Genomic DNA, 20192 nt, shown 5'->3' with positions numbered 1-20192 from the left:
CTGGTAAGTAGCACAACGCAGCTTTCTTCCAAATCTACCAAATAATCCCAATCAATCTGTTGGTAATGCAAAAACTACTGCGAATTGAGTATTAATTGAGATGAAGTGCCTTTGATAATATGAAACATCGAACTCACCATAATTTGGCGATCAAGCTTATAATCATTTAACAACCATGCCATGGTCGATTGGCTGATCGCCCCAACAATCCCAATTGCAATCACGTCAAGCTCTGTTTCAGATAACTGAATATCAGGATAAAGAGATAGGCTTAATTGTAAAAAAAGTGCAGCAAAGCTACGTATTGCATTGTTATAAATTAAATCAACACGTGTACTTACACCAAGCACTTCCAACCAAATAATTCGAGCTGTTTTCGGACATTCTACTGCCTGAAAAAAAATATCGAGTACCTGCCGAATCAAAGCATCAACATCATCTTTAAGATTATTCTTTTGAATTGCCCCTAGAATTTTGGTCCGAATCTCTCGAATCGCTTGCTCATACACCACCACTAAGACATCTTCCATACTGGAAAATGACTCGTAAAAATAACGATCTGTAAGCTCAGCCTGCTTACAAATCACTCTAACAGTTGTTTGTCTAAAACCAATCGTGCCAAACAATTCATGTCCAGCTTCAATAAATTTTTGATGTCGTTTAGCTTGGCGTTCAGCTTGCGCTTCGCCTGCATAGGTTCGCCCATTTTGGGCATCTTGGCTTTTTTTCATGATTTATATTTGACAACATTTATTGTCAAATGTAAAGTGAAGACAGTTGTCATCAGATTAATCAAGAATTATAGCAATATCGTTAAAAATGAGGATTCAACATATGTCTTACCATCAAGTGATTATTATTGGCAGTGGCTTTGGCGGGCAATGCTCTGCAATCAATTTATTAAAAAATGATATCAATGATTTTTTAATTCTAGAGCGTCGTGACTTTATGGGTGGTACATGGTGCCAAAATAGTTACCCAGGCGCCGCTGTAGACGTTCAGTCCCCACTTTATTCGATTTCACATGAACCTTATGCATGGAGTCAGATGTTTGCCGAACAAAATGAATTAGAACAATATACCAACCATGTGATTGATAAATATGATTTACGCAGTAAAACAAAGACCAATTGTAATGTGGTGAAAGTTGAATGGGATAGCCATAAGAAACGTTGGGATATTTATACAGATCAGGATGAAGTTTTAAGCGCACAATTTATTATTAATGCATCAGGTCCATTGAGTACACCTGTGATTCCCAACTTTAAAGGTCGTGAAAGCTTCCAAGGTAAATCCTTTCACACCAATGAATGGGATCATGACTACGATTACACAGCTAAACGTGTAGCAATCATTGGTAGTGGTGCAAGTGCTGCACAGGTGATTCCTGCCATTGCACCCGATGTTGCTCATTTACATGTTTTTCAGCGTACACCGCATTGGGTCATGCCCCGCCCAGATTATAAATTTAATAACATGCAACAAAAATTAATTGGTAATAAGTTAATTCATAAGGCCGTACGGACTGCTGTCTATTGGCAGTTGGAAACACGCATGATTGGTTTTAAATATTCCAAAGCGGCACTTAATGTCTTTGCACAAAAACAAGCACTTAAGCACATTGAAAAACAAATCCAAGATCCAAAACTTAGAGCAGCAGTCACGCCAAATTATACGATTGGCTGTAAGCGCATTATTTTATCTGACACTTTATATCCTGCCTTATGTCGTGACAATGTCACACTACATACTCAGGACTCAGCGATTGCTTCAATTGATAAAACGGGGATTAACACCACAGATGGGCAGCATATTGATCTTGATTTAATTATTTATTCAACTGGCTATGATGCAACAGATGGTGTGATTTCCTATCCTGTTCTTGGTGAAAATGGGCAAAGCATTGCTGACGTTTGGCAAGCATTTCCACGCGCTTATTTGGGAACAACCCTTCCGAATTTTCCGAATTTATTTATCATCACTGGCCCAAATACAGGCATTGGACATACTTCCGCAATTTTTGTGATTGAGTCACAACTCAATTATGTCATCAACGCAATTCAAACCACTTTGAAAAAAGGCAAACAAAGTATTGAAGTGACAGCCAAAGCTGAAAATGACTATACACAAATGATTCATAAAGAAATGGATAAAACAGTTTGGCAAACTGGTGGTTGTAATAGTTGGTACAAAAGCAAAAGTGGTCATGTGATTGCAATGTTCCCAGGTTTTAGTTTTACCTATCACCAAATGACAAAAAACTTTAAACCCAAACATCATAAATTTAATTAAGCATTCAACTGAGAATAAGTAAATGACTCAATATTTTCATAATAAAGTCATCATTATTACTGGTGCGGGCTCAGGTATGGGACGCACCTATGCATTGGCTTTTGCGAAACTTGGCTCAAAACTAGGTTTGAATGATTTTAATTTAGCTGGGCTAGATGAAACCATTCAGCTGATCAAAGATAAAACACCGAATTGTAATATTGTTAGCCAAGTTTTTGATGTATCTGATCAAAATCAAATGCTAACTTTTGCCAGTTCATGTCAACAAAAACTGGGGAATGCTTTTGTCGTAATCAATAATGCTGGTATTGAAGGTGCTTATATGCCTTCATGGCAAATGGATTTAAGCAATTATGAACACGTGATGAAAATTAATTTTTTTGGTGTTGTTTGTGGAACACGTGCTTTTTTACCTCAATTACTGTCAGAACATACAGGGCATATTGTCAATGTATCCAGTATCTTTGGCTTAGTCGGTACACCCAACCATTCTGACTATTGTGCCAGTAAGTTTGCAGTAAGAGGTTTCAGTGAAGCACTGATGTGTGAATTACAAAACAGCGGTGTTCAGGTGCATTTACTACATCCGGGTGGGATTGATACAAATATTGCAAAGTCTGAGGGTGGACAAGCTTTTTCTAAAAATTATTTGAAAACATCACCTGAACAAATCACCGAATATTTAATTAAACATATTGAAAGAGGCTCAACCCGTATCATATATGGCAATGATTCTTTGAAAGTGTGGTTAGGTTCTAAATTTGTACCCTTAAAAATATTAAATAAGTTGATTTGGTCTGACATGAAAAAAGTGATTGATCAGAAGCCCTACAAATTAATCAAACTCAAAAAAGGAATTTTCAAATGATTAAAGACTTTAACAATACTGTAGTCGCCATTACAGGTGCAGGTTCAGGCATTGGGCGTGCTTTGGCAATGCGCTTTGCTCAGGAAAATTGCCATTTAGCCCTTTCCGATGTTCACTTAGATTCAGTCGAGGAAACCAAACAACTTATTAAAAATAAGCCTCATTTTAACCATCTAGAAATCTCTTGCCAAAAAGTTGATGTCAGTAATCAACAACAAGTTTTCGACTGGGCAAAATATGTTTTTGAGACGCATGGTAAGGTGAATTTAATTATCAATAATGCAGGAGTCGCATTGTCAGGTACTGTCAGTGAGCTTGAGATTAAAGATTATCAATGGATTATGGATATTAATTTTTGGGGCGTCATCTACGGCACCAAAGCATTCTTACCCTATCTTGAGCAGTCAGGTGAAGGACATATTGTCAATATTTCTAGTGTTTTTGGTTTGACAGCACAACCCTTTATGAGTGGATATAATGCCAGTAAATATGCTGTTCGAGGTTTTACCGAAGCGCTTAGACAAGATTTAGAAATCAGTCATTCTAATATCAGTGCAACATGCGTACACCCGGGTGGGATCAAAACCAATATTGCCAAATCGGCACGAATTTCTGACAAGCTCTCTAAGCTCACTGGAAAATCAGCACAAGATGCAACCAAAGAATTTGAAATGACTTTTTTAACCACAGCAGAAAAAGCGGCCAATACAATTTTTCAAGCAGTCAAAAATAATAAAAGACGTGTTCTGATCGGGCCAGATTCTAAATTATATGACTGGTCAGCGAGACTTTTACCTTCTTCTTATCAAGCGATATTTACAGCGGTTGTACGTTCACGTATGGCGAAATAACAGGAAAAGTAAAAGAAGATAGAAATCATTTTCTGTCCATTTAGGAATGAAAAAATTTATCTAAAAAATGGGAGATTATTGATCTAAGTATATTTATTAAATAGACATTTAGCATCAATAAAGCTCCCATTCTCAATTTCCAATGCATTGTTATAACGATGCATTGGAAATCATGAGGATAGATTACGCGTAATGAATCACTGTACGGATAGATTTACCTTCATGCATTAAATCAAACGCTTCGTTGATTTTTTCTAAGTCCATGGTATGCGTCACAAATGGTTTGAGTTGGATTTTTCCTTGCATTGCATCTTCAACCATACCCGGAAGTTGCGAACGACCTTTCACTCCACCAAAAGCTGAACCTAACCATTTACGACCAGTAACAAGCTGGAATGGTCGAGTTGAAATTTCCTGACCAGCGCCTGCTACGCCAATAATCACAGACTGCCCCCAACCACGATGAGCACATTCAAGTGCCGAACGCATTACATTCACATTGCCAATACATTCAAAAGAATGATCTACCCCCCAACCTGTCATTTCAACAATCACATTTTGGATTGGCTTATCAAAATCTTGTGGGTTTAAAAAGTCAGTTGCACCAAACTCTTTCGCAAGTACAAATTTTTCAGGATTTGTATCAATTGCAATAATACGTCCTGCTTTTGCTTGTCGAGCGCCTTGAATAACTGCAAGTCCAATACCACCTAAGCCAAAGACTGCAACACTGTCACCTTCTTGTACTTTGGCTGTGTTATGTACAGCGCCAATACCAGTCGTTACACCACAGCCCAGCAAACACACATGCTCAGGGTTTGCTTCTGGATTGATTTTTGCCAAAGAAACTTCTGCAACTACCGTGTATTCACTAAAAGTCGAACAGCCCATATAGTGGTAAATGGGTTGACCATTATACGAAAAGCGTGTTGTACCATCTGGCATTAAACCTTTACCTTGCGTTTCACGAACTGCAACGCATAGATTGGTTTTACCTGATTTACAGAATAAACATTCACCACATTCAGCTGTATAAAGTGGGATCACATGATCACCAGCTTTAACACTTGTTACACCCTCACCAACTTCTACAACCACACCAGCACCTTCATGTCCTAAGATAACTGGAAACACACCTTCAGGATCACTACCAGATAAGGTAAAAGCATCGGTATGGCATACGCCTGTATGCGAGATTTTAATTAAAACTTCACCCTTTTTAGGTGGCTCAACATCTACTTCAACAATTTTAAGCGGTTCACCAGGACCAAATGCAACAGCAGCACGTGATTTCATAGAATTTCTCCTAATAAAAACTTATTTTAAATATGACTTAAGAATCTTAGCGATCTCGGTCAGTTCTTCACTTCGTTGTTGTTCTGTGGTTTCACCCGATACCAAGGTGTCTTTTAAATGAACTTCTAACATTTCATTCATTAGACCATTGATCGCACCACGCACAGAACATATTTGTTGCAGAATTGCGCCACACTCCACACCGTCTTCTAATGCATTTTCAATCGCTTGAGCTTGTCCGATAATGCGTTTAACACGGAGAAGTATCTTTTTTTTGTCTTCAACTTGATTTGGCATAAATCATATCCATTCAAATTTTATAGTATAGTACCCTATAGTATAAAACATAGAAATACATCATCGAAAAATAATCGCAAGTAAATTTTAAATTTATTAATATTCAAATACTTAAATCAATTAAACCCTACTTAAATGGATCTTTGACTTACAAATGCCTATTCTCAAACGTAAATTGATCCGATCATTTTCTATCATTTTTAAAGGATGCATCGCTCATTTATTCAATCTTATCGGTACTTCTCTTTACTCGTTTCAGCCCACTCTTTGCTTCGGCGTATCACTGCTAAATACATTTATTTTGGCGCAATATGGTAAATACTGGCGCATCAAGAGCTAGGTTCTGTAAAAATCTTCATGCATAGTAAGTCCAGTGAAATATCTATGTATTCAGGATTCTAGAATGAATGTTCTTATTGTACATGCCCATCCAGAAAAACAATCTTTTACCACTGCTTTAAAAGATACAGCTCAAAAAACTTTTAAAGATTTTGGTTATCACGTCGAAATTTCTGACTTGTATGAATTGGGTTTTAACCCTGTCGCATCACACAATGATTTTGAAAATTTAAGCCAACCTGATTATTTTAATTATGCCTTAGAGCAACGTCATGCTTTAAAACAAGGGCTACTCTCACAGGATATTGTTGATGAAATTGAAAAAGTAAAACGTGCAGACCTTGTGATTTTCAGCTTCCCGTTGTACTGGACTTCTGTTCCTGCCATCTTAAAAGGCTGGATCGATCGAATATTTGTTTCAGGTCTTTTTTATGGTGGAAAACGTTTTTACAACCATGGTGGGATGGCTGGTAAAAAAGCAATGTTATGTTTCACACTGGGTGGACGCGAGCATATGTTTGGAGAAAATTCTATTCATGGCTCACTAGAATATTATCTTTCACCGATTCAACGTGGAACGCTGGCTTATGCGGGGTTTGAAGTTTTACCACCTTTTGTGGCTTATCACGTCCCTTATATATCAAATGAAGAAAGGCAAAAAATTCTACTGGATTTTCAGAACTATCTAACGAATCTAGATACATTACCTGCCCTAGAATTCCCAGTATTAGAAGACTTTGATCATAGGATGCATCCTTTAAAAACGACAACTGACAATTAATTAAACTGTGCAGAGTTCCTTCTTTTTATAGCAAATTGAAGGAATTTTATTTCACAATAAATGACCTATTTAAAATTTACCATCAATCGCTTCTCGATAAAATTTAGGCATTACATTGTCCATTTCTTAAAGGCTCGCGAAAAATGTGAGATATCTGTATAGCCTAAACGATATGCAATTTCTTTTATAGGTAGCTGTGTTGTTGTAAAAGTCGCTCTGCTTGTTCTTTTCTTACCGTAGTCACCAGTATTTGAAACGTTATTTGCTCTTTATTGAGTAACCGTTGTAAAGTTCTTTCAGAGGTCTATAACTTTTCAGCGACTTCTTTATCTCCTTGTAAAATAATGCCAATACCTAAATTATAAATACAATGTGTACTTGTTGTTGGACTCATTCGACTATGGAAAGAAAGCTGGGGAATTGCAGAAACATGATCGCCTTCTACCACTGCAATACCTAAAACAGCTTGAGTGAGCTGATCCGTATTCGAGTTTCTTTCTTCAACAAAAGTGAGCGTCATATATTTTTAATCCAAATAGAAATTCTCAATAAAATTAAAATGTGTGATTAACAACTGGCTCAGATATTTAGGATCACAATGCTAGGTAGAAAAATGTTTTGGTCATAATGATTCCCTCCTAAAGTCATAACGCTAATCATTGCTCAATACTCAGAATGAATCATTCAAAATGACACGATCGGACTTAATAATGGCACGATTGCATTCGTTAAAACGTACTTTTGCTCAAAGAATACTTCCATGGATTAAACAAAAATCAACCATTACCGCTATCTAGGAAGGATCTTTGTAATGAAAAAAATTACGTTTACAATTTCGTCATTAGTCATTGCTATAACACAAACGCATGCAGCAGGCTTCGACCGTTCTGGACAATCAATTTCAGCATTTTTACAACCCAATCATTATTTTGAAGCAGGAATAAATGTGCTTGATCCCCATGTATCTGGGAAAATTGACGCTGATTTTAATAAAGGTGGTTTAAGCACAGCTGCGAATATGGATACAGGTAATATTGCCAATCACTATATTTCACCATCTGCGGCTCTCAAGTTACAGCTTACAAATCATTTCTCAATTGGTTTTTTATACGATCACCCTTTTGGTTCAGATTCACTTTATCCAATACAAAAATTACCAGCCTATACCGAAGGTGATGCAAGCACTGGCGCTAAAGTGACCACACAAAACTTAAGCACAATTGTTGGCTATCAACCAAATGAAAATTGGAATTTCTATGCAGGCCCAGTCTTACAAACTGTAAAAGGTGAAAGCCATGCCCGCGGTGCAGGATATATGTGGTTAAAATATGACATGACAACTTCTGAGAAATTGGGTACAGGTTGGTTAGCAGGCTTCGCTTACTCAATTCCTGAAATTGCATTAAAGACATCACTAACCTATCGTTCCGAAATCGATCATGATGTAAAAATGACTGAATCACTAGCACTGAGACATCCAGTATATGGTGTCATCGACTTTGGTACTGACGTATCACCTTCAACTGTGACAACCCCTCAAAGCATTAATTTAGACCTACAATCAGGAATCATGGCGGATACTGTTGCATTTGCAAATGTGCGTTGGGTGGAATGGTCAAAGAATAAAATCTCTCCGCCTAAATTATTCAAAACAACACAACAAGTGATGGGAAAAGGAATAGATTTGGTTGCTTATACTGATGATCAAATTTCAGCAAATATTGGATTAGGACGTAAATTAAATGATCAATGGGGAGGAAGTTTATCAGTCGGTTGGGATAGTGGTGCTGGTGATCCGATTACCACATTAGGGCCAACAAAAGGTTATTGGAATGTCGGTGTAGGTGTAAAATTTAGCCCACAGCCAAATTACGATATTGCTTTAGGTGTAAAACATTTTTGGTTAGGGGATGCTAGAGCCCAGTCTGCTGCTGACTTTGGCACAAATAACTCAGATGCATATTTTAGTAATAACACAGCATGGGCTTATGGTTTAAAAATAGGATATAAGTTTTAGAATTAAATTTGCGAGGTCAAAAATATTGGCCTCGCTTTAGCTATTTAAACCATTTCACGAGATCTATATGTTGAATACCATTGATAAGGCGTTACGCCATACCAACGTTTAAATGCTTTTGAGAAACTCGAGACGTTGCTATAGCCGAGTAGATCTGTAATTTCTTCAAGGTTTAATGACTTATTCATCAAATATTCTTTTGCTACTTCTGCCCGAACCACAACTAACAGTTTGTCATACGTCATTTGATACTTAGCCAACTTTCTAAAAAAAGTTCGCCTTGATAAGTGTAATAACTCTGCAATTTCTTCAGCAGTAAGTGGCGATCGAATATTTTCTAATACGAGAAGCTTAACCTTTACAAGCCAATGATCTTCATCATCACTTTGATCTTGAAGCTCTAATTCACACATTTGCAAAGCTTGTTGAAATGCTAAATGATTCGCCCCTGGTAAATCTTTTTCTAAAATTTTAGCATTAAAAGTAATCTTACAAAGATCTTGCTCCCAAAAAATTGGCGTGTCTAAAAATTTAAATTTTTCGGCATAGGTTGGTTTATCAAAATCAAAATAAATTTTTAGTTCAGGTAACTGTGTTTCTAAAATATCTTCAAAAATTTTAATCATTGTTAAACAGAGTGTTTCCTGAACATATTTATAATTCATCCCCAATGGGACTTTTTTTCCAAATTGAATACTAACTATGCTTTTTTCCAAAACCACATGCATCAATGCAGCTGGATCAACAATAGATAAAAAATGGTTTAAAACATAAATAACATCGCTAAATTTTGGAGCATTTAATATTGCGATACCCAAAGTACCTAAATGCGATAATCGAATATGCTGACTATAAGCAATCGACAATGTTGGATCATTTGACACCTTTAAAGCGTTACTGATGAGCGTTTCGGTTTGCTTCAAATTAAATCTTGATTTTGAATCATTTAAGTCTTCAATTTTAATATTTGTGTTTTCTAATATCTTTTCAATATTATAACCGCGAGCCATACACATTTTCACAAATAATGAAGGATGATGCACAGGGATCGTAGGAATGTGCATAGAAGAATCCATTAAATCCATCGTACATATTCTCCTAAAAATCTAAGTTGAACTAAAGCCTCACTCATTGAAACTATTGCAACTCGATTATTTTATTTCATCTTTATTTTTAAATACTAACACTGCCCGTTTAGCCATCAACTCAATATCCTGATCAGAAATCTGATCGCCTGTTACAAGTACACGATAAAACAAAGGTGCAGCTGCTAATTCAAAAAACTCTCGTACTTGAGTTGTTTCTGCGAGCTCACCTCGTTCAATTGCACGATCAATCAAGGGCTTAGCCAATAGAAAACGCTCATCCCAAAAGTCTTTACGTGCCTGTCGTATGTTTTCATCATCCGTATTCATTAATGCCCGCAAAATATTAAGGGTAAATGGAGTCTGCAATGTAAATGCAATGATTTTTAAAAACTGGCTGAGATCATCAATTACATGACCTGTATTCGGTAATGGTACATCAGCTTTTATACGAGTTAATACAACATCTAAAATAAGCGCTAATTTAGTTGGCCATCGACGATAAATTGTTGTTTTGTTTACTTCTGCAAGCTTAGCAATGTCAGGAATTTCAATCTCTTCATAACTCACTTTTTGTAATAACTCAAAAGTAACTTGGTGTATTACAGACACCAATCTCTCAGCACGTCCACCTGGTCGGCTCTGTTTGACTACGGTTAATTCAGAATTATCGGCACGACCATCCATCTAAAATTTCTCCATACTTATTTACCTTAACAATAAAAGCAACTATAGTTGCTTTTAATAAATTAATAAAGGAATTTCTGTCATGCATTCTAACATTCAAGTTTTCATTAACGGACAAAAAGTACAGAAGCAAGATATTCTAAATTGGGAAAAAAAACGTGCCGATATTGTTCTGAAAAAATTAGGTGCTAAACCTAAAAGTTCAAACTTAATTGAACTTAGACAACAGTTACTTGAGCAAAAGTCTAAACTTGGGCATAAAGGTATCAACAAAATATTAAAAAAAGAGCTCATTATTTCTGATTTTTTTGCCAAGATGACAGCACATTTTTCATTCGGCTCCCGCCGCTTATGTACAACTGAAATCTTTGTAGAAAATGCAAGTGCTGAACAATTTGTAGAATGGTTCGAGCAATGTGGTCAAATCAATAATGAACAAGCCATGCTTGCTGGAACACCTGATCATTACCTTATTTCTACAACAAATGGTATTCAGGAAGTCATTGAAACAAACGGTGGCTCACCAATGGTTGCACGCTTTTATATAGATTATGAAGATTTATCTAGCCTACGCTCCCCTGTTGATCCAACTTTTCCTTTACAAATCGCAGGTGTTGCTCGATCACGTGATGGTCTCGCTTTAGGTGGTGTTAGACATCAATTCCGTAATGAAGGCAATGGATTTAGAGCAAGGTTAACGGTTGAATATCCATTATTGATTCTACCGACAATTATGTCTGGACATCAATGGCATTTAGCGAGCGAATTTTCTAACTGGATTTCTGCTGCTTTAGACCAGACTTTTGCATAACACTTACATGCGACTTACCAAGTCTAATTTTAGCGCAATCTATTCTCCTAACCGAAATACTAAACACGACCGAAATAATGGAACTAACCTATGAAAGTTAACAAAATACGTTTCACTGGCTTTATATCTACTTTTCTACTCATATCTAATACTTGGGCAAATGATCTTACAGGTACATGGAAAACCATTGATGACAAAAGTGGCTCAGCTGGAGCAAATGTCCTTATTTATAAAAATGCAGGTGGAACATATGCTGGAAAAATAGAAAAGATTTATGATCTACCAAATGGAGCAAAGCCTAAAGTTGGTAAATGCACAGTGTGTAAAGGCGAATTAAAAGATAAACCTATTATTGGTTTGCGTATTCTCTCTAATTTTGTGGAAAATACCCAAAATAAAAATGAATATATTCATGGTCAAGTGGTCGACCCTGAAACTGGAAATACTTATAAAGGAAAAATCAAAATGCACCCAAATGGTAAAAAAATCACTTTACGAGGTTACATCGGCGTTTCCGTACTAGGTCGTAGTCAAACCTGGATTAAAATTGATTAAAATAAGCATGATAGCCTCTAACTCTTTTTATTAGGTAATTTTATGTCTCGATCTGTATTTCTAAAATTCATAGAGATACATAATTACGTAATAATGAAATGATTAGAGGCATTTCACGAAAAAATGCTAGCATTCAAAAATCACAAATCTTTTAATTTAGGTGATTTCTACGTGAAATTTCATAAGCGATATGACGAGGTAAACCCTATTCTCTAAGATCACTTTTATCAGTGTCACCAATTTTCATCTTATCAATAGCACCAGCTAACAAAACCATTTTCTCTTTGTTGTTTATTTCCTCACTCATATCAGTATTCCTTTTTGCGAATCAGTCTCAATTTGTTAAGATGACAAACCGCAAGGAATTAAATTGATTTCTTATATACTGTCGCTCTAGTTAGGACATAGAAAGTACTGTAAACCTTTGTTTTTTTCTAGAGTCAGCTCAGTTTTGTAGAAAAATGATTTGAATTGGTTAGACAGCCAAACTTTCCAATTAACCCTATTTAATCTTTAAATTTAAGGTTTTAACATACATGAATAACACAGAAATAACGGCTGATCTCTCCTCTCATACGCCCATGATGCAACAATATCTAAAAGTAAAAATGCAGCATCCACATTCTTTAATGTTTTATCGTATGGGTGACTTTTACGAACTTTTTTTCGATGATGCAAAAAAAGCAGCCAAATTACTGGGTATTACACTCACCCATCGGGGTAAAGCCAATGGTGCGCCAATTCCTATGGCAGGTGTGCCTTATCATGCTGCCGAAGGCTATTTAGCACGCTTAGTGAAAAAAGGTGAAACTGTTGTTATCTGTGAACAAATTGGTGAGGTCACAGGTAAAGGCCCAGTAGAACGTGGGGTTGTTCGAATCATCACACCCGGCACACTCACTGATGATGCTTTATTAACAGCAACACAAAGCTCAAATCTTGTTGCACTATGTTTTCAACAAAATCAGATCGGTATCGCTTTACTGGACTTAAGTGCAGGTATTTTTAAAGTTCAACAACAAGAATTCAAAACGGAACAACTGGCAATTGAATTGGCGCGTTTAATGCCAAGTGAGATTCTGATTGATGAAGATATGATTGATCCCAATATTATTGAATCAATTAAAAAGCAAATTGATTGCCCTGTGACCAAGCGTCCAAATGTTGATTTCAATTTAAATAATGCGCAAAAAACGTTATGTGATCAGTTTGCTGTAGCAACACTTTCTGGTTTTGGGATTGATCATTTACCCTTAGCTAAAGCTGCGGCTGCATCGCTGATTCATTATGCCAAAGAAACCCAAAAAACAGCATTACCACATATTCGTTCAATAAAATTAGAACAAAGCTCAGATTTTATCGCGTTAGATCCAGTCACTCGTCGTAATTTAGAAATAATTGATCCATTATTTGAACACGGTACTTCATTATTTCATTTAATTAACGATTGCCAAACTGCAATGGGTGGCCGTTTACTTGCTCGTACATTAATGCAACCCATCCGTGATACTCAACTTCTCGATGCTCGCTTAGATGCGATTGATGCTTTTTTACAAGGTTATCATGAGTCTCCTGTGAGATTGGTGTTAAAAGAAATTGGCGATATTGAACGTGTATTGAGTCGTGTCGCTCTTGGAAGTGCTCGTCCTCGTGATTTAGTCCAATTACGCCAAGCCTGTGCACAAATTCCATTCCTTCGTCATGCAATCCAACCTATTCTCAATACTAAAAAATCAGCTTTTATTGCGCAATTAAATGAAGAACTCGGTGATTTTAATGGCCTGCATCAGCGTTTGATGTCAGCCATTGTTGAGCATCCTCCTGTACTTCTTCGTGATGGCAATGTCATTGCAGAGGGTTTTGATGCTGAGTTGGATGAACTCCGTAAAATTCGAGATCATGCAGGACAATTCCTGATTGATTTGGAAATACAAGAGCGTGAAGCCACTGGAATTAATACTTTAAAAATCGGCTATAACCGTGTCAGTGGTTACTATATCGAATTAACACGTGCTCAAGCAGAACAAGCGCCTGAGCATTATATTCGTCGTCAAACACTGAAAAATGCAGAGCGTTATATCACGCCTGAACTAAAATCTTTTGAAGATAAAGTCTTGTCGAGTGAGTCTCGTGCCCTAGCACGTGAAAAACTGTTATTTGAAATGCTATTGGATGAGTTAAAAGCAGATATTGCCAATTTGCAAATGATGAGTGCTTCGATTTCGTATATTGATATGTTGTGTAATTTTGCCCATCAAGCACGTTTGCACAGTTGGAATCGTCCTGAATATAGCCCTGAAATTGGTATTAAAATAACAGCTGGACGTCATCCAGTTGTAGAAGCTTTAAACAAAGCTCCGTATACACCGAATGATACATTACTTGATTTTAATCATCGTATGGCGATTATTACAGGCCCTAACATGGGGGGTAAGTCGACATTTATGCGTCAGACGGCATTGATTAGTCTGCTCGCTTATTGTGGCAGTTTCGTACCCGCTAAAGCTGCAAAGTTAGGTCCAATTGATCGCATTTTCACACGTATTGGTTCTGCCGATGATTTGTCCACTGGCAAATCAACGTTCATGGTGGAAATGACTGAAACATCTCAAATTTTGCATCATGCCACCAATCAATCGTTAGTATTGATGGATGAAGTTGGTCGTGGTACCAGTACTTATGATGGTTTATCTCTGGCATGGGCATGTGTACTCGATTTAACCAAGCGAATCAAATGCCTATGTCTATTTGCCACGCATTATTTTGAGCTTACAGAACTCGCTAAAGAATCAGCAATTGATAACTATCACGTCACAGCAAAAGAACTGAATGGTAATTTAATTCTTTTACATAAAGTACAACACGGCCCTGCAAGTCAAAGTCATGGGTTACAAGTCGCAAAACTTGCGGGTATTCCTGCAAGCGTGATTAAAGAAGCGCAAAAGCGTTTAAAGATTTTAGAAAAACAACAACTGCAACCGATTAACATTGTCCAAAATGATTTATTTGCAGAATCTGAGGTTTTTGAAGCTGAGCCTGAAATTGTTGAAAAAGTGATTGAGGTTGAGAAATCATCTCCTGTTTTAGACGCGTTGTCAGAAATTGATGTCGATGATTTAACACCTCGTGAAGCACTTGCTCAACTCTATGCACTGAAAGAACTTTTAAAACAGGCTTAGTTTTTATTGTTCTAGCCTTATTCAAAAAAGTGAAAAGCTCGATAAATAAGTCGGGCTTTTGACTTTTTGAGTAAAAAATAGTCTGTTTATTCACTTTTTATCAAAATTAGCAGTCCTGCATATAATAAATATCAATAAAAGCAATTGTTAGTTGGGGTACTTTTTGCCTAAAATACACCATTATTAATTAGAACCATATTTTTAGGTAGCTGACGCCATGACCTTTGTTGTCACTGAAAATTGTATCAAGTGTAAATACCAAGACTGCGTAGAAGTATGTCCTGTTGACTGTTTTTATGAAGGTCCGAATTTCCTTGTCATTAGCCCAGATGAATGTATTGACTGTGCACTTTGTGAACCAGAATGTCCTGCAAATGCAATCTTCTCTGAAGATGAGCTACCAGAAGGTCAAGAAGTATTTATTGAATTAAATGCTGAGTTGGCTCAAAAATGGCCGAACATTACTCAAATTGGCGATCAACCTGCGGATCGTGAAGAGTGGAATGGTAAACCTGATAAATTACAATACTTAGAAAAGTAAGTTTTCTAGATCAAAGATCAGCTTAAGCTGGTCTTTTTTCATTTGAATAAACAAATTGTACATTTATTTGCAATTTATCCATATTGCGCGATTCAAACTAGTCTAGAATAGCGCCTTACCTTCTTTAGCTAATATTGAGAATGAAAAATATTCTAAAAGGTCTGCTTACAGTCAGTTTTTTTGCAACGCTTTTGACTGCTTGTACGTCTTCTCCCCAAAAAAGTCATACAATTAGTACACCTCATGGTCATCGAATTTATATTCCTCAGGAAAAAATTACGATTGAACGTGCTATTCCACCAAAAGTCATGCCCAACTCATATCGTAACTGGCTTATGAATGGTTCAAATCAGTCACGTGCACGTGATTATGAGCGTTTTCTTGAGCAAAATAATGTGGGTAATATCATTCCAAGTTTTGAGCTGTTTAAAACAGCGCGTGATTGGGACAAGTGTGGTAAATCTGAATACATGATTCCAAGTGAAGAAATTTGGCGGAATCAATTACCTACATTAAAAGTATTCAAATATTTAGTTGCTTCAAAAGTACTCACAGATTTCACAGTGACATCGGTCTATCGTGATTTACCTTTAAACCAATGTGCAGGTGGTGCAAGTTCTTCACGCCATTTATTTAATTCGGCAATCGATTTCCGTATTGGACCTGAATATCCGCAACCTGAAGATTATGCATATATTGAAAATACTAAATTTAAACTCTGTCAATTCTGGTCGCAGTATGGTCAAAGCTTAAATATGGGACTGGGTTTATACGCTTCGGGTCAAATTCATATTGATACTCAGGGCTACCGTACTTGGGGACCAGATTTAACACGTAATAGTTCGATGTGTAATTTCTAAATCCCATTTGAATCAGTTAAGCTTAATTTTATTATTACTGATTGATAAATCTCCCCTAACCCTGAGCCATATATGGCGCAAGGCAAAAGAGGGGATGAACAGCATAGCTGTGCAAGGAATTCAATGCGGTATTGAATCCAAGATACTCCCTCTTTTTCCAAAGGTGAGGAGCATGCTCCGCAAGGAGGAGGATTAAAAATGCTTAACTGACTAGCATTAATCTAAACCAGTGCTTTGCAATGCAAAAGAGATCGAAAGATCTCTTTTTATTTGCCGCTTAACTTGAGGGAAAACATTTCAACTTTGCTCAAATGATTTTTCAGTTAACTTTTATATAAATGTTTGATGAGAATATTGCTTAAATATCATCCAAAAGTTTCGGTTAAAATTGCACTCTACGTATAAACCATTAAAATGCACATTATACAAACCCAGTGACTCTAATGAGGCGGTACAACATGCAACAAATGTGGTCAGACATCGATAGTTACATCGAATCACATTTAATCCCTGAAGACCCAATTTTGACTCAAACACTCAAAAATACTGAGGATAAAGGTTTTCCAGATCACCTTGCTGTTGCTGCAAACCAAGGCATGCTTTTACAAATGCTCATTCAAATGAATAAATGTAAACGTGTTTTGGAATTAGGGACATTTGCTGCATACAGCACCATGTGGTTAGCACGTGCATTGCCTCAAGATGGTTATATTTTAACCATTGAAGGCCGAGACACCCATGCCGCTTTAGGGCAAGAGAATATTGATAATGCTCAACTTCCACAAACTGTAGAACTTAAAGTTGGGCGTGCGGCTGATATTTTAAATGCCTTACCTAAAAATACTGAACCTTTTGATTTTATTTTTGTTGATGCCGATAAACAAAGCTATCCTGAATATTTAGAACTGAGTTTGAAGCTTTCACACTCAGGTACAGTGATCGTTTTGGACAATGTGATTCGTGCAGGTGATATTCTCGATCCTGAAAATCAAAAGCCAAGTATCGAAGGGATTCGTAATATGTATAAAGCCATGCAGAATCATCCAAAAATTTTATCATGCACTGCCCTACAAACTGTCGGTAGTAAAGGTCATGATGGTTTTGCAATCGCCATTGTAAAATAAAATATTTTTCATCTAAAAAATCCTCTATCGTTCTAAAGGATTTTTTTGTTTGACAATATGAATTGGCATTTTTAGCCAGCATCATCAATACACCGAGTTATCCCCTGAACTTGTTTGTAGAATTGTGGATAACTCATGTATTACCAATTAAATATATGAATATATGATATTTTTAACAACAGTTCGTTTTTTAATCAATTAAATTCATCCCTTCAAAAAAAGCTATTGCATTTTAAATTGCAAGATTTCACAGCATTTTTTTCAATTTTTCTGATAAAAAATGCCACGTATTTTGAAATACGTGGCATAGACATTTCGTGAATAAAATCACAGTAATTATTTAACTAATCACCTATTATTTTCGTACTTAAACGCACTCCAAACTTATTTTGCAACCAGTAATGGAACTGACGAGTTACGGAAAATAGTCGTGGTTACGCTTCCTAGGAAAAATTGATGAATTTTACTGTGACTGAAAGCACCGAGTACAATTAATTGAATTTGATGCTGATCTTGGTATTCCAAAATATTCTCAGCAACATCACCATAACGATATTCCACCACCACATCCAAACCTGCGTCTTTTAAGCGCTGTGTTGGTTCATTGAGTATTTCAGGATGATCGCCAACATAGACCAAGTGGCATTGTAATAATCGGAGTAAATCACTTTTTTCAACCCGTTTTAACATCTTCTGACAAGCTTCCGAAAGCTCATAAGCAAAAATAAAACGTGTCGGTGGCTTAAACGTTTCTCCTACAGTGAGAACTGAGCTTTTTGTTCCCCGAATAAAGTTTTCGACATTACTACCGAGTGTCTTATTTTTTTCGGCAGAACGTTCACCGACTTTACCAATCACAGCAATATCGTCAATATCTAATTGGCTAAAGCTTTGTTCAAGGAAATCGCCTTTTTCCTGTATTTGGCTTGCCTGAATACCGTATTTTTGTTGAATGTGTTCAGAAATATGTTTAAGTAAATTATTACTATAATCCAAAGCAAGCTCGCTTTGTTTTTGCTCTAATTCTGCAAGCTCTTTTAGCAGCATTGCATTACTTTCGAAGCCGATTACCCCACTAATTTCCCCAAGATGATAACTCGCTGGGTAATAGTCTAATACTTGTAGTAACACCAATTCACGACCAGTTTCCTGAGCAATCCACGCCGCTGCTTCTGCTACTGCATTAATGCATGGAGAAGAGTCGATACAAGCCACTACTCTGTTCATCATAACCTCGCTTTAGCTTTACAGCTTTGGGTCTGTTGATTTTAAATTAGCATAAGTTTTTATTAATTTGGACAGTATTATGTAATAAATTCCGTAATTTAATGATGCATTTGTACATATTGTGCAGTTACTCACGATATCGCACAAATCTTGCAGGATTACCGACGACAATTTCACGCTCAGCGACATCTTTAGTCACCATGCTGTTCATCCCCACCACAGCATGTGCAGCAATTTTCACACCATCCTTAATGCCAACATGTGCTCCTAACCAAACATCCTGAGCAATTTCAATACCTTTCGATGTCACAGCTTGCTGATAAATGGGTTGATCTAAATCCATACCATGATCAAAAGCATAAAGATGACAATAAGCGGCTATGCGTACTTGATCATGTAACTTAATCCCTACTCGGCCGCCATCTAAAATACAATGATGATTGATTGCTACTTCACTGCCTATTTGCAAAGGCCCATGCAAAGTACAATCTGCGGCGATAAAGGTATTATCACCAATCACAATCTTACGACCGGGCTCAGCAAAGATATGCGCCAATGGTGAAATAAAACAATTCTTGCCAATTTCAACGGTTTCCATCGCCATCAAATAATCTTGATATTCTTTTTGCCATTGTTCTGCCCAAAGTCTGTTCTTGGGTTTTAATGAATAATATAACCATGGCATATAATTCAGTCGATGTTTATGTTGTTCTCTATATTTGAGCAATGGATCTTGTTCAAGCATTATTTTCTTCCAATACTTTGAGTTGCTCTCGCCCACGTGTGACATCTTGAATTTTCAATTTAAGAGGCTCTATTTGGTGGATTTGTAACATGGCCTCAACACTCACCCCTTGTGCTGTGTATTGCTCTGTGTATTCAATGTGTTGGGAATTTAACTCATATTGAAAAATTGCCCACTCATTAAACTGACATTGAAAATAAACTGCTTTTTTTTCAATTTGCTCAATTTTTTCAGCCAATAATAAACATTGTCCTGCACAGCCTCCATAGGCTCGAACTAAACCACCTGTGCCAAGCTTAACTCCACCATACCAGCGATTGACTAAAACAATTGTATTGGTGAGTTCATTGCCTTCAATGGTCGCTAAAATAGGCCTGCCTGCTGTTCCAGAAGGTTCACCATCATCATTAAATCTGACATTATGTCCTATTTTCCAAGCCCAACATTGGTGTGTTGTCGATACATCTAAATGCTTTTCTAAAAATTCTTTTACTTGCTGTTCATTTTCTACAGGTGCTGCAATCGCTTGAAATCGACTTTTTTTAATCTCTTCTTCGTAAGTCGTTTCTGTTGCTAGTGTAAAAGTCATAATCAAAATAAAACATTCAAATAAAATACCTTTAGATTATAGCTTGTA

Annotated in this window: 19 protein-coding genes and 2 pseudogenes; 11 read left to right on the top strand and 10 right to left on the bottom strand. The window is 36.7% G+C overall.

What is annotated here, in order from left to right; all coding sequences use genetic code 11:
- Positions 1 to 74: 74 nt before the first annotated feature.
- A complete protein-coding gene (locus ACY45D_RS07165; RefSeq protein WP_463109061.1) occupies positions 75 to 731 on the bottom strand; it encodes a TetR/AcrR family transcriptional regulator in 657 nt (218 codons plus the stop codon).
- Positions 732 to 834: 103 nt separating this feature from the next.
- Here ACY45D_RS07165 and ACY45D_RS07160 point away from each other — a divergent pair, with 103 nt between their 5' ends.
- From ACY45D_RS07160 to ACY45D_RS07150, 3 genes are read left to right on the top strand one after another with little or no spacing between them, the layout of a single operon-like run.
- Positions 835 to 2292: a flavin-containing monooxygenase gene (locus tag ACY45D_RS07160; protein ID WP_463109060.1), complete on the top strand. Its 1458-nt coding sequence runs from the start codon at positions 835 to 837 to the stop codon at positions 2290 to 2292.
- A gap of 22 nt (positions 2293 to 2314) precedes the next feature.
- Positions 2315 to 3160 carry an SDR family NAD(P)-dependent oxidoreductase gene (locus ACY45D_RS07155; protein WP_463109059.1) on the top strand — a complete coding sequence of 282 codons (846 nt, stop codon included), beginning with the start codon at positions 2315 to 2317 and terminating at the stop codon, positions 3158 to 3160.
- Complete coding sequence (locus ACY45D_RS07150; protein ID WP_463109450.1) at positions 3160 to 4011, top strand: SDR family NAD(P)-dependent oxidoreductase; 852 nt, start codon at positions 3160 to 3162, stop codon at positions 4009 to 4011. The genes ACY45D_RS07155 and ACY45D_RS07150 overlap by 1 nt, the downstream gene beginning before the upstream one ends.
- A gap of 183 nt (positions 4012 to 4194) precedes the next feature.
- Here the strand turns inward: ACY45D_RS07150 and ACY45D_RS07145 are convergent, their stop codons facing one another.
- Positions 4195 to 5307: an S-(hydroxymethyl)glutathione dehydrogenase/class III alcohol dehydrogenase gene (locus ACY45D_RS07145; protein WP_463109058.1), complete on the bottom strand. Its 1113-nt coding sequence runs from the start codon at positions 5305 to 5307 to the stop codon at positions 4195 to 4197.
- Between the two features lie 21 nt (positions 5308 to 5328).
- Positions 5329 to 5604 carry a metal/formaldehyde-sensitive transcriptional repressor gene (locus ACY45D_RS07140; RefSeq protein ID WP_120384437.1) on the bottom strand — a complete coding sequence of 92 codons (276 nt, stop codon included), beginning with the start codon at positions 5602 to 5604 and terminating at the stop codon, positions 5329 to 5331.
- Between the two features lie 403 nt (positions 5605 to 6007).
- Here ACY45D_RS07140 and ACY45D_RS07135 point away from each other — a divergent pair, with 403 nt between their 5' ends.
- Positions 6008 to 6724 carry an NAD(P)H-dependent oxidoreductase gene (locus ACY45D_RS07135; RefSeq protein WP_463109057.1) on the top strand — a complete coding sequence of 239 codons (717 nt, stop codon included), beginning with the start codon at positions 6008 to 6010 and terminating at the stop codon, positions 6722 to 6724.
- Between the two features lie 69 nt (positions 6725 to 6793).
- On the opposite strand, the pseudogene ACY45D_RS07130 reads toward ACY45D_RS07135, so the two are convergent.
- Together ACY45D_RS07130 and ACY45D_RS07125 are read right to left on the bottom strand one after the other, a co-directional pair.
- A pseudogene (locus tag ACY45D_RS07130) lies at positions 6794 to 7052 on the bottom strand (helix-turn-helix transcriptional regulator); the annotation flags it as partial.
- A pseudogene (locus ACY45D_RS07125) lies at positions 7044 to 7244 on the bottom strand (AraC family transcriptional regulator N-terminal domain-containing protein); the annotation flags it as partial. The pseudogenes ACY45D_RS07130 and ACY45D_RS07125, both read right to left, overlap by 9 nt.
- A gap of 291 nt (positions 7245 to 7535) precedes the next feature.
- Here ACY45D_RS07125 and ACY45D_RS07120 point away from each other — a divergent pair.
- Complete coding sequence (locus ACY45D_RS07120) at positions 7536 to 8741, top strand: transporter (RefSeq protein ID WP_463109056.1); 1206 nt, start codon at positions 7536 to 7538, stop codon at positions 8739 to 8741.
- A 44-nt stretch (positions 8742 to 8785) separates the two neighbouring features.
- Here ACY45D_RS07120 and ACY45D_RS07115 read toward each other — a convergent pair whose 3' ends face one another.
- Together ACY45D_RS07115 and ACY45D_RS07110 are read right to left on the bottom strand one after the other, a co-directional pair.
- Positions 8786 to 9826, bottom strand: coding sequence for a helix-turn-helix domain-containing protein (locus ACY45D_RS07115; protein WP_463109055.1), 1041 nt, complete (start codon positions 9824 to 9826; stop codon positions 8786 to 8788).
- A 66-nt stretch (positions 9827 to 9892) separates the two neighbouring features.
- On the bottom strand, positions 9893 to 10513 hold the full coding sequence (locus ACY45D_RS07110) for a TetR/AcrR family transcriptional regulator (protein WP_463109054.1): 621 nt from the start codon (positions 10511 to 10513) through the stop codon (positions 9893 to 9895).
- An 82-nt stretch (positions 10514 to 10595) separates the two neighbouring features.
- Here ACY45D_RS07110 and ACY45D_RS07105 point away from each other — a divergent pair, with 82 nt between their 5' ends.
- The 6 genes from ACY45D_RS07105 to ACY45D_RS07080 all read left to right on the top strand — a co-directional run bounded on the left by ACY45D_RS07105 (position 10596) and on the right by ACY45D_RS07080 (position 17583).
- A complete protein-coding gene (locus ACY45D_RS07105; RefSeq protein WP_463109053.1) occupies positions 10596 to 11324 on the top strand; it encodes a hypothetical protein in 729 nt (242 codons plus the stop codon).
- A 90-nt stretch (positions 11325 to 11414) separates the two neighbouring features.
- Positions 11415 to 11879, top strand: coding sequence for a DUF2147 domain-containing protein (locus ACY45D_RS07100; protein ID WP_463109052.1), 465 nt, complete (start codon positions 11415 to 11417; stop codon positions 11877 to 11879).
- 536 nt (positions 11880 to 12415) lie between these two features.
- A complete protein-coding gene (mutS, locus tag ACY45D_RS07095) occupies positions 12416 to 15058 on the top strand; it encodes a DNA mismatch repair protein MutS (RefSeq protein ID WP_463109051.1) in 2643 nt (880 codons plus the stop codon).
- Between the two features lie 217 nt (positions 15059 to 15275).
- Positions 15276 to 15599: a ferredoxin FdxA gene (gene fdxA, locus ACY45D_RS07090; protein ID WP_120384435.1), complete on the top strand. Its 324-nt coding sequence runs from the start codon at positions 15276 to 15278 to the stop codon at positions 15597 to 15599.
- 140 nt (positions 15600 to 15739) lie between these two features.
- Entirely contained in the window at positions 15740 to 16459 is a 720-nt protein-coding gene (locus tag ACY45D_RS07085; protein ID WP_463109050.1) for a peptidase M15, read from the top strand.
- Positions 16460 to 16917: 458 nt separating this feature from the next.
- Positions 16918 to 17583: an O-methyltransferase gene (locus ACY45D_RS07080; RefSeq protein ID WP_463109049.1), complete on the top strand. Its 666-nt coding sequence runs from the start codon at positions 16918 to 16920 to the stop codon at positions 17581 to 17583.
- Positions 17584 to 17967: 384 nt separating this feature from the next.
- Here the strand turns inward: ACY45D_RS07080 and ACY45D_RS07075 are convergent, their stop codons facing one another.
- The 3 genes from ACY45D_RS07075 to ACY45D_RS07065 all read right to left on the bottom strand — a co-directional run bounded on the left by ACY45D_RS07075 (position 17968) and on the right by ACY45D_RS07065 (position 20144).
- Entirely contained in the window at positions 17968 to 18810 is an 843-nt protein-coding gene (locus tag ACY45D_RS07075) for a universal stress protein (protein ID WP_089606506.1), read from the bottom strand.
- A gap of 127 nt (positions 18811 to 18937) precedes the next feature.
- Entirely contained in the window at positions 18938 to 19555 is a 618-nt protein-coding gene (locus ACY45D_RS07070) for a DapH/DapD/GlmU-related protein (RefSeq protein ID WP_463109048.1), read from the bottom strand.
- Positions 19548 to 20144 (bottom strand): IMPACT family protein, encoded by a 597-nt coding sequence (locus ACY45D_RS07065; protein ID WP_463109047.1) that lies wholly within the window; start codon positions 20142 to 20144, stop codon positions 19548 to 19550. Before ACY45D_RS07065 ends, ACY45D_RS07070 begins: the two co-directional genes overlap by 8 nt.
- Between the last annotated feature and the right edge of the window lie 48 nt (positions 20145 to 20192).

Source organism: Acinetobacter sp. BZX-2, from assembly GCF_055179795.1.
The sequence above is the reverse complement of the archived record's forward strand: the minus strand, read 5'-3'. Positions and strand labels throughout refer to the sequence as shown.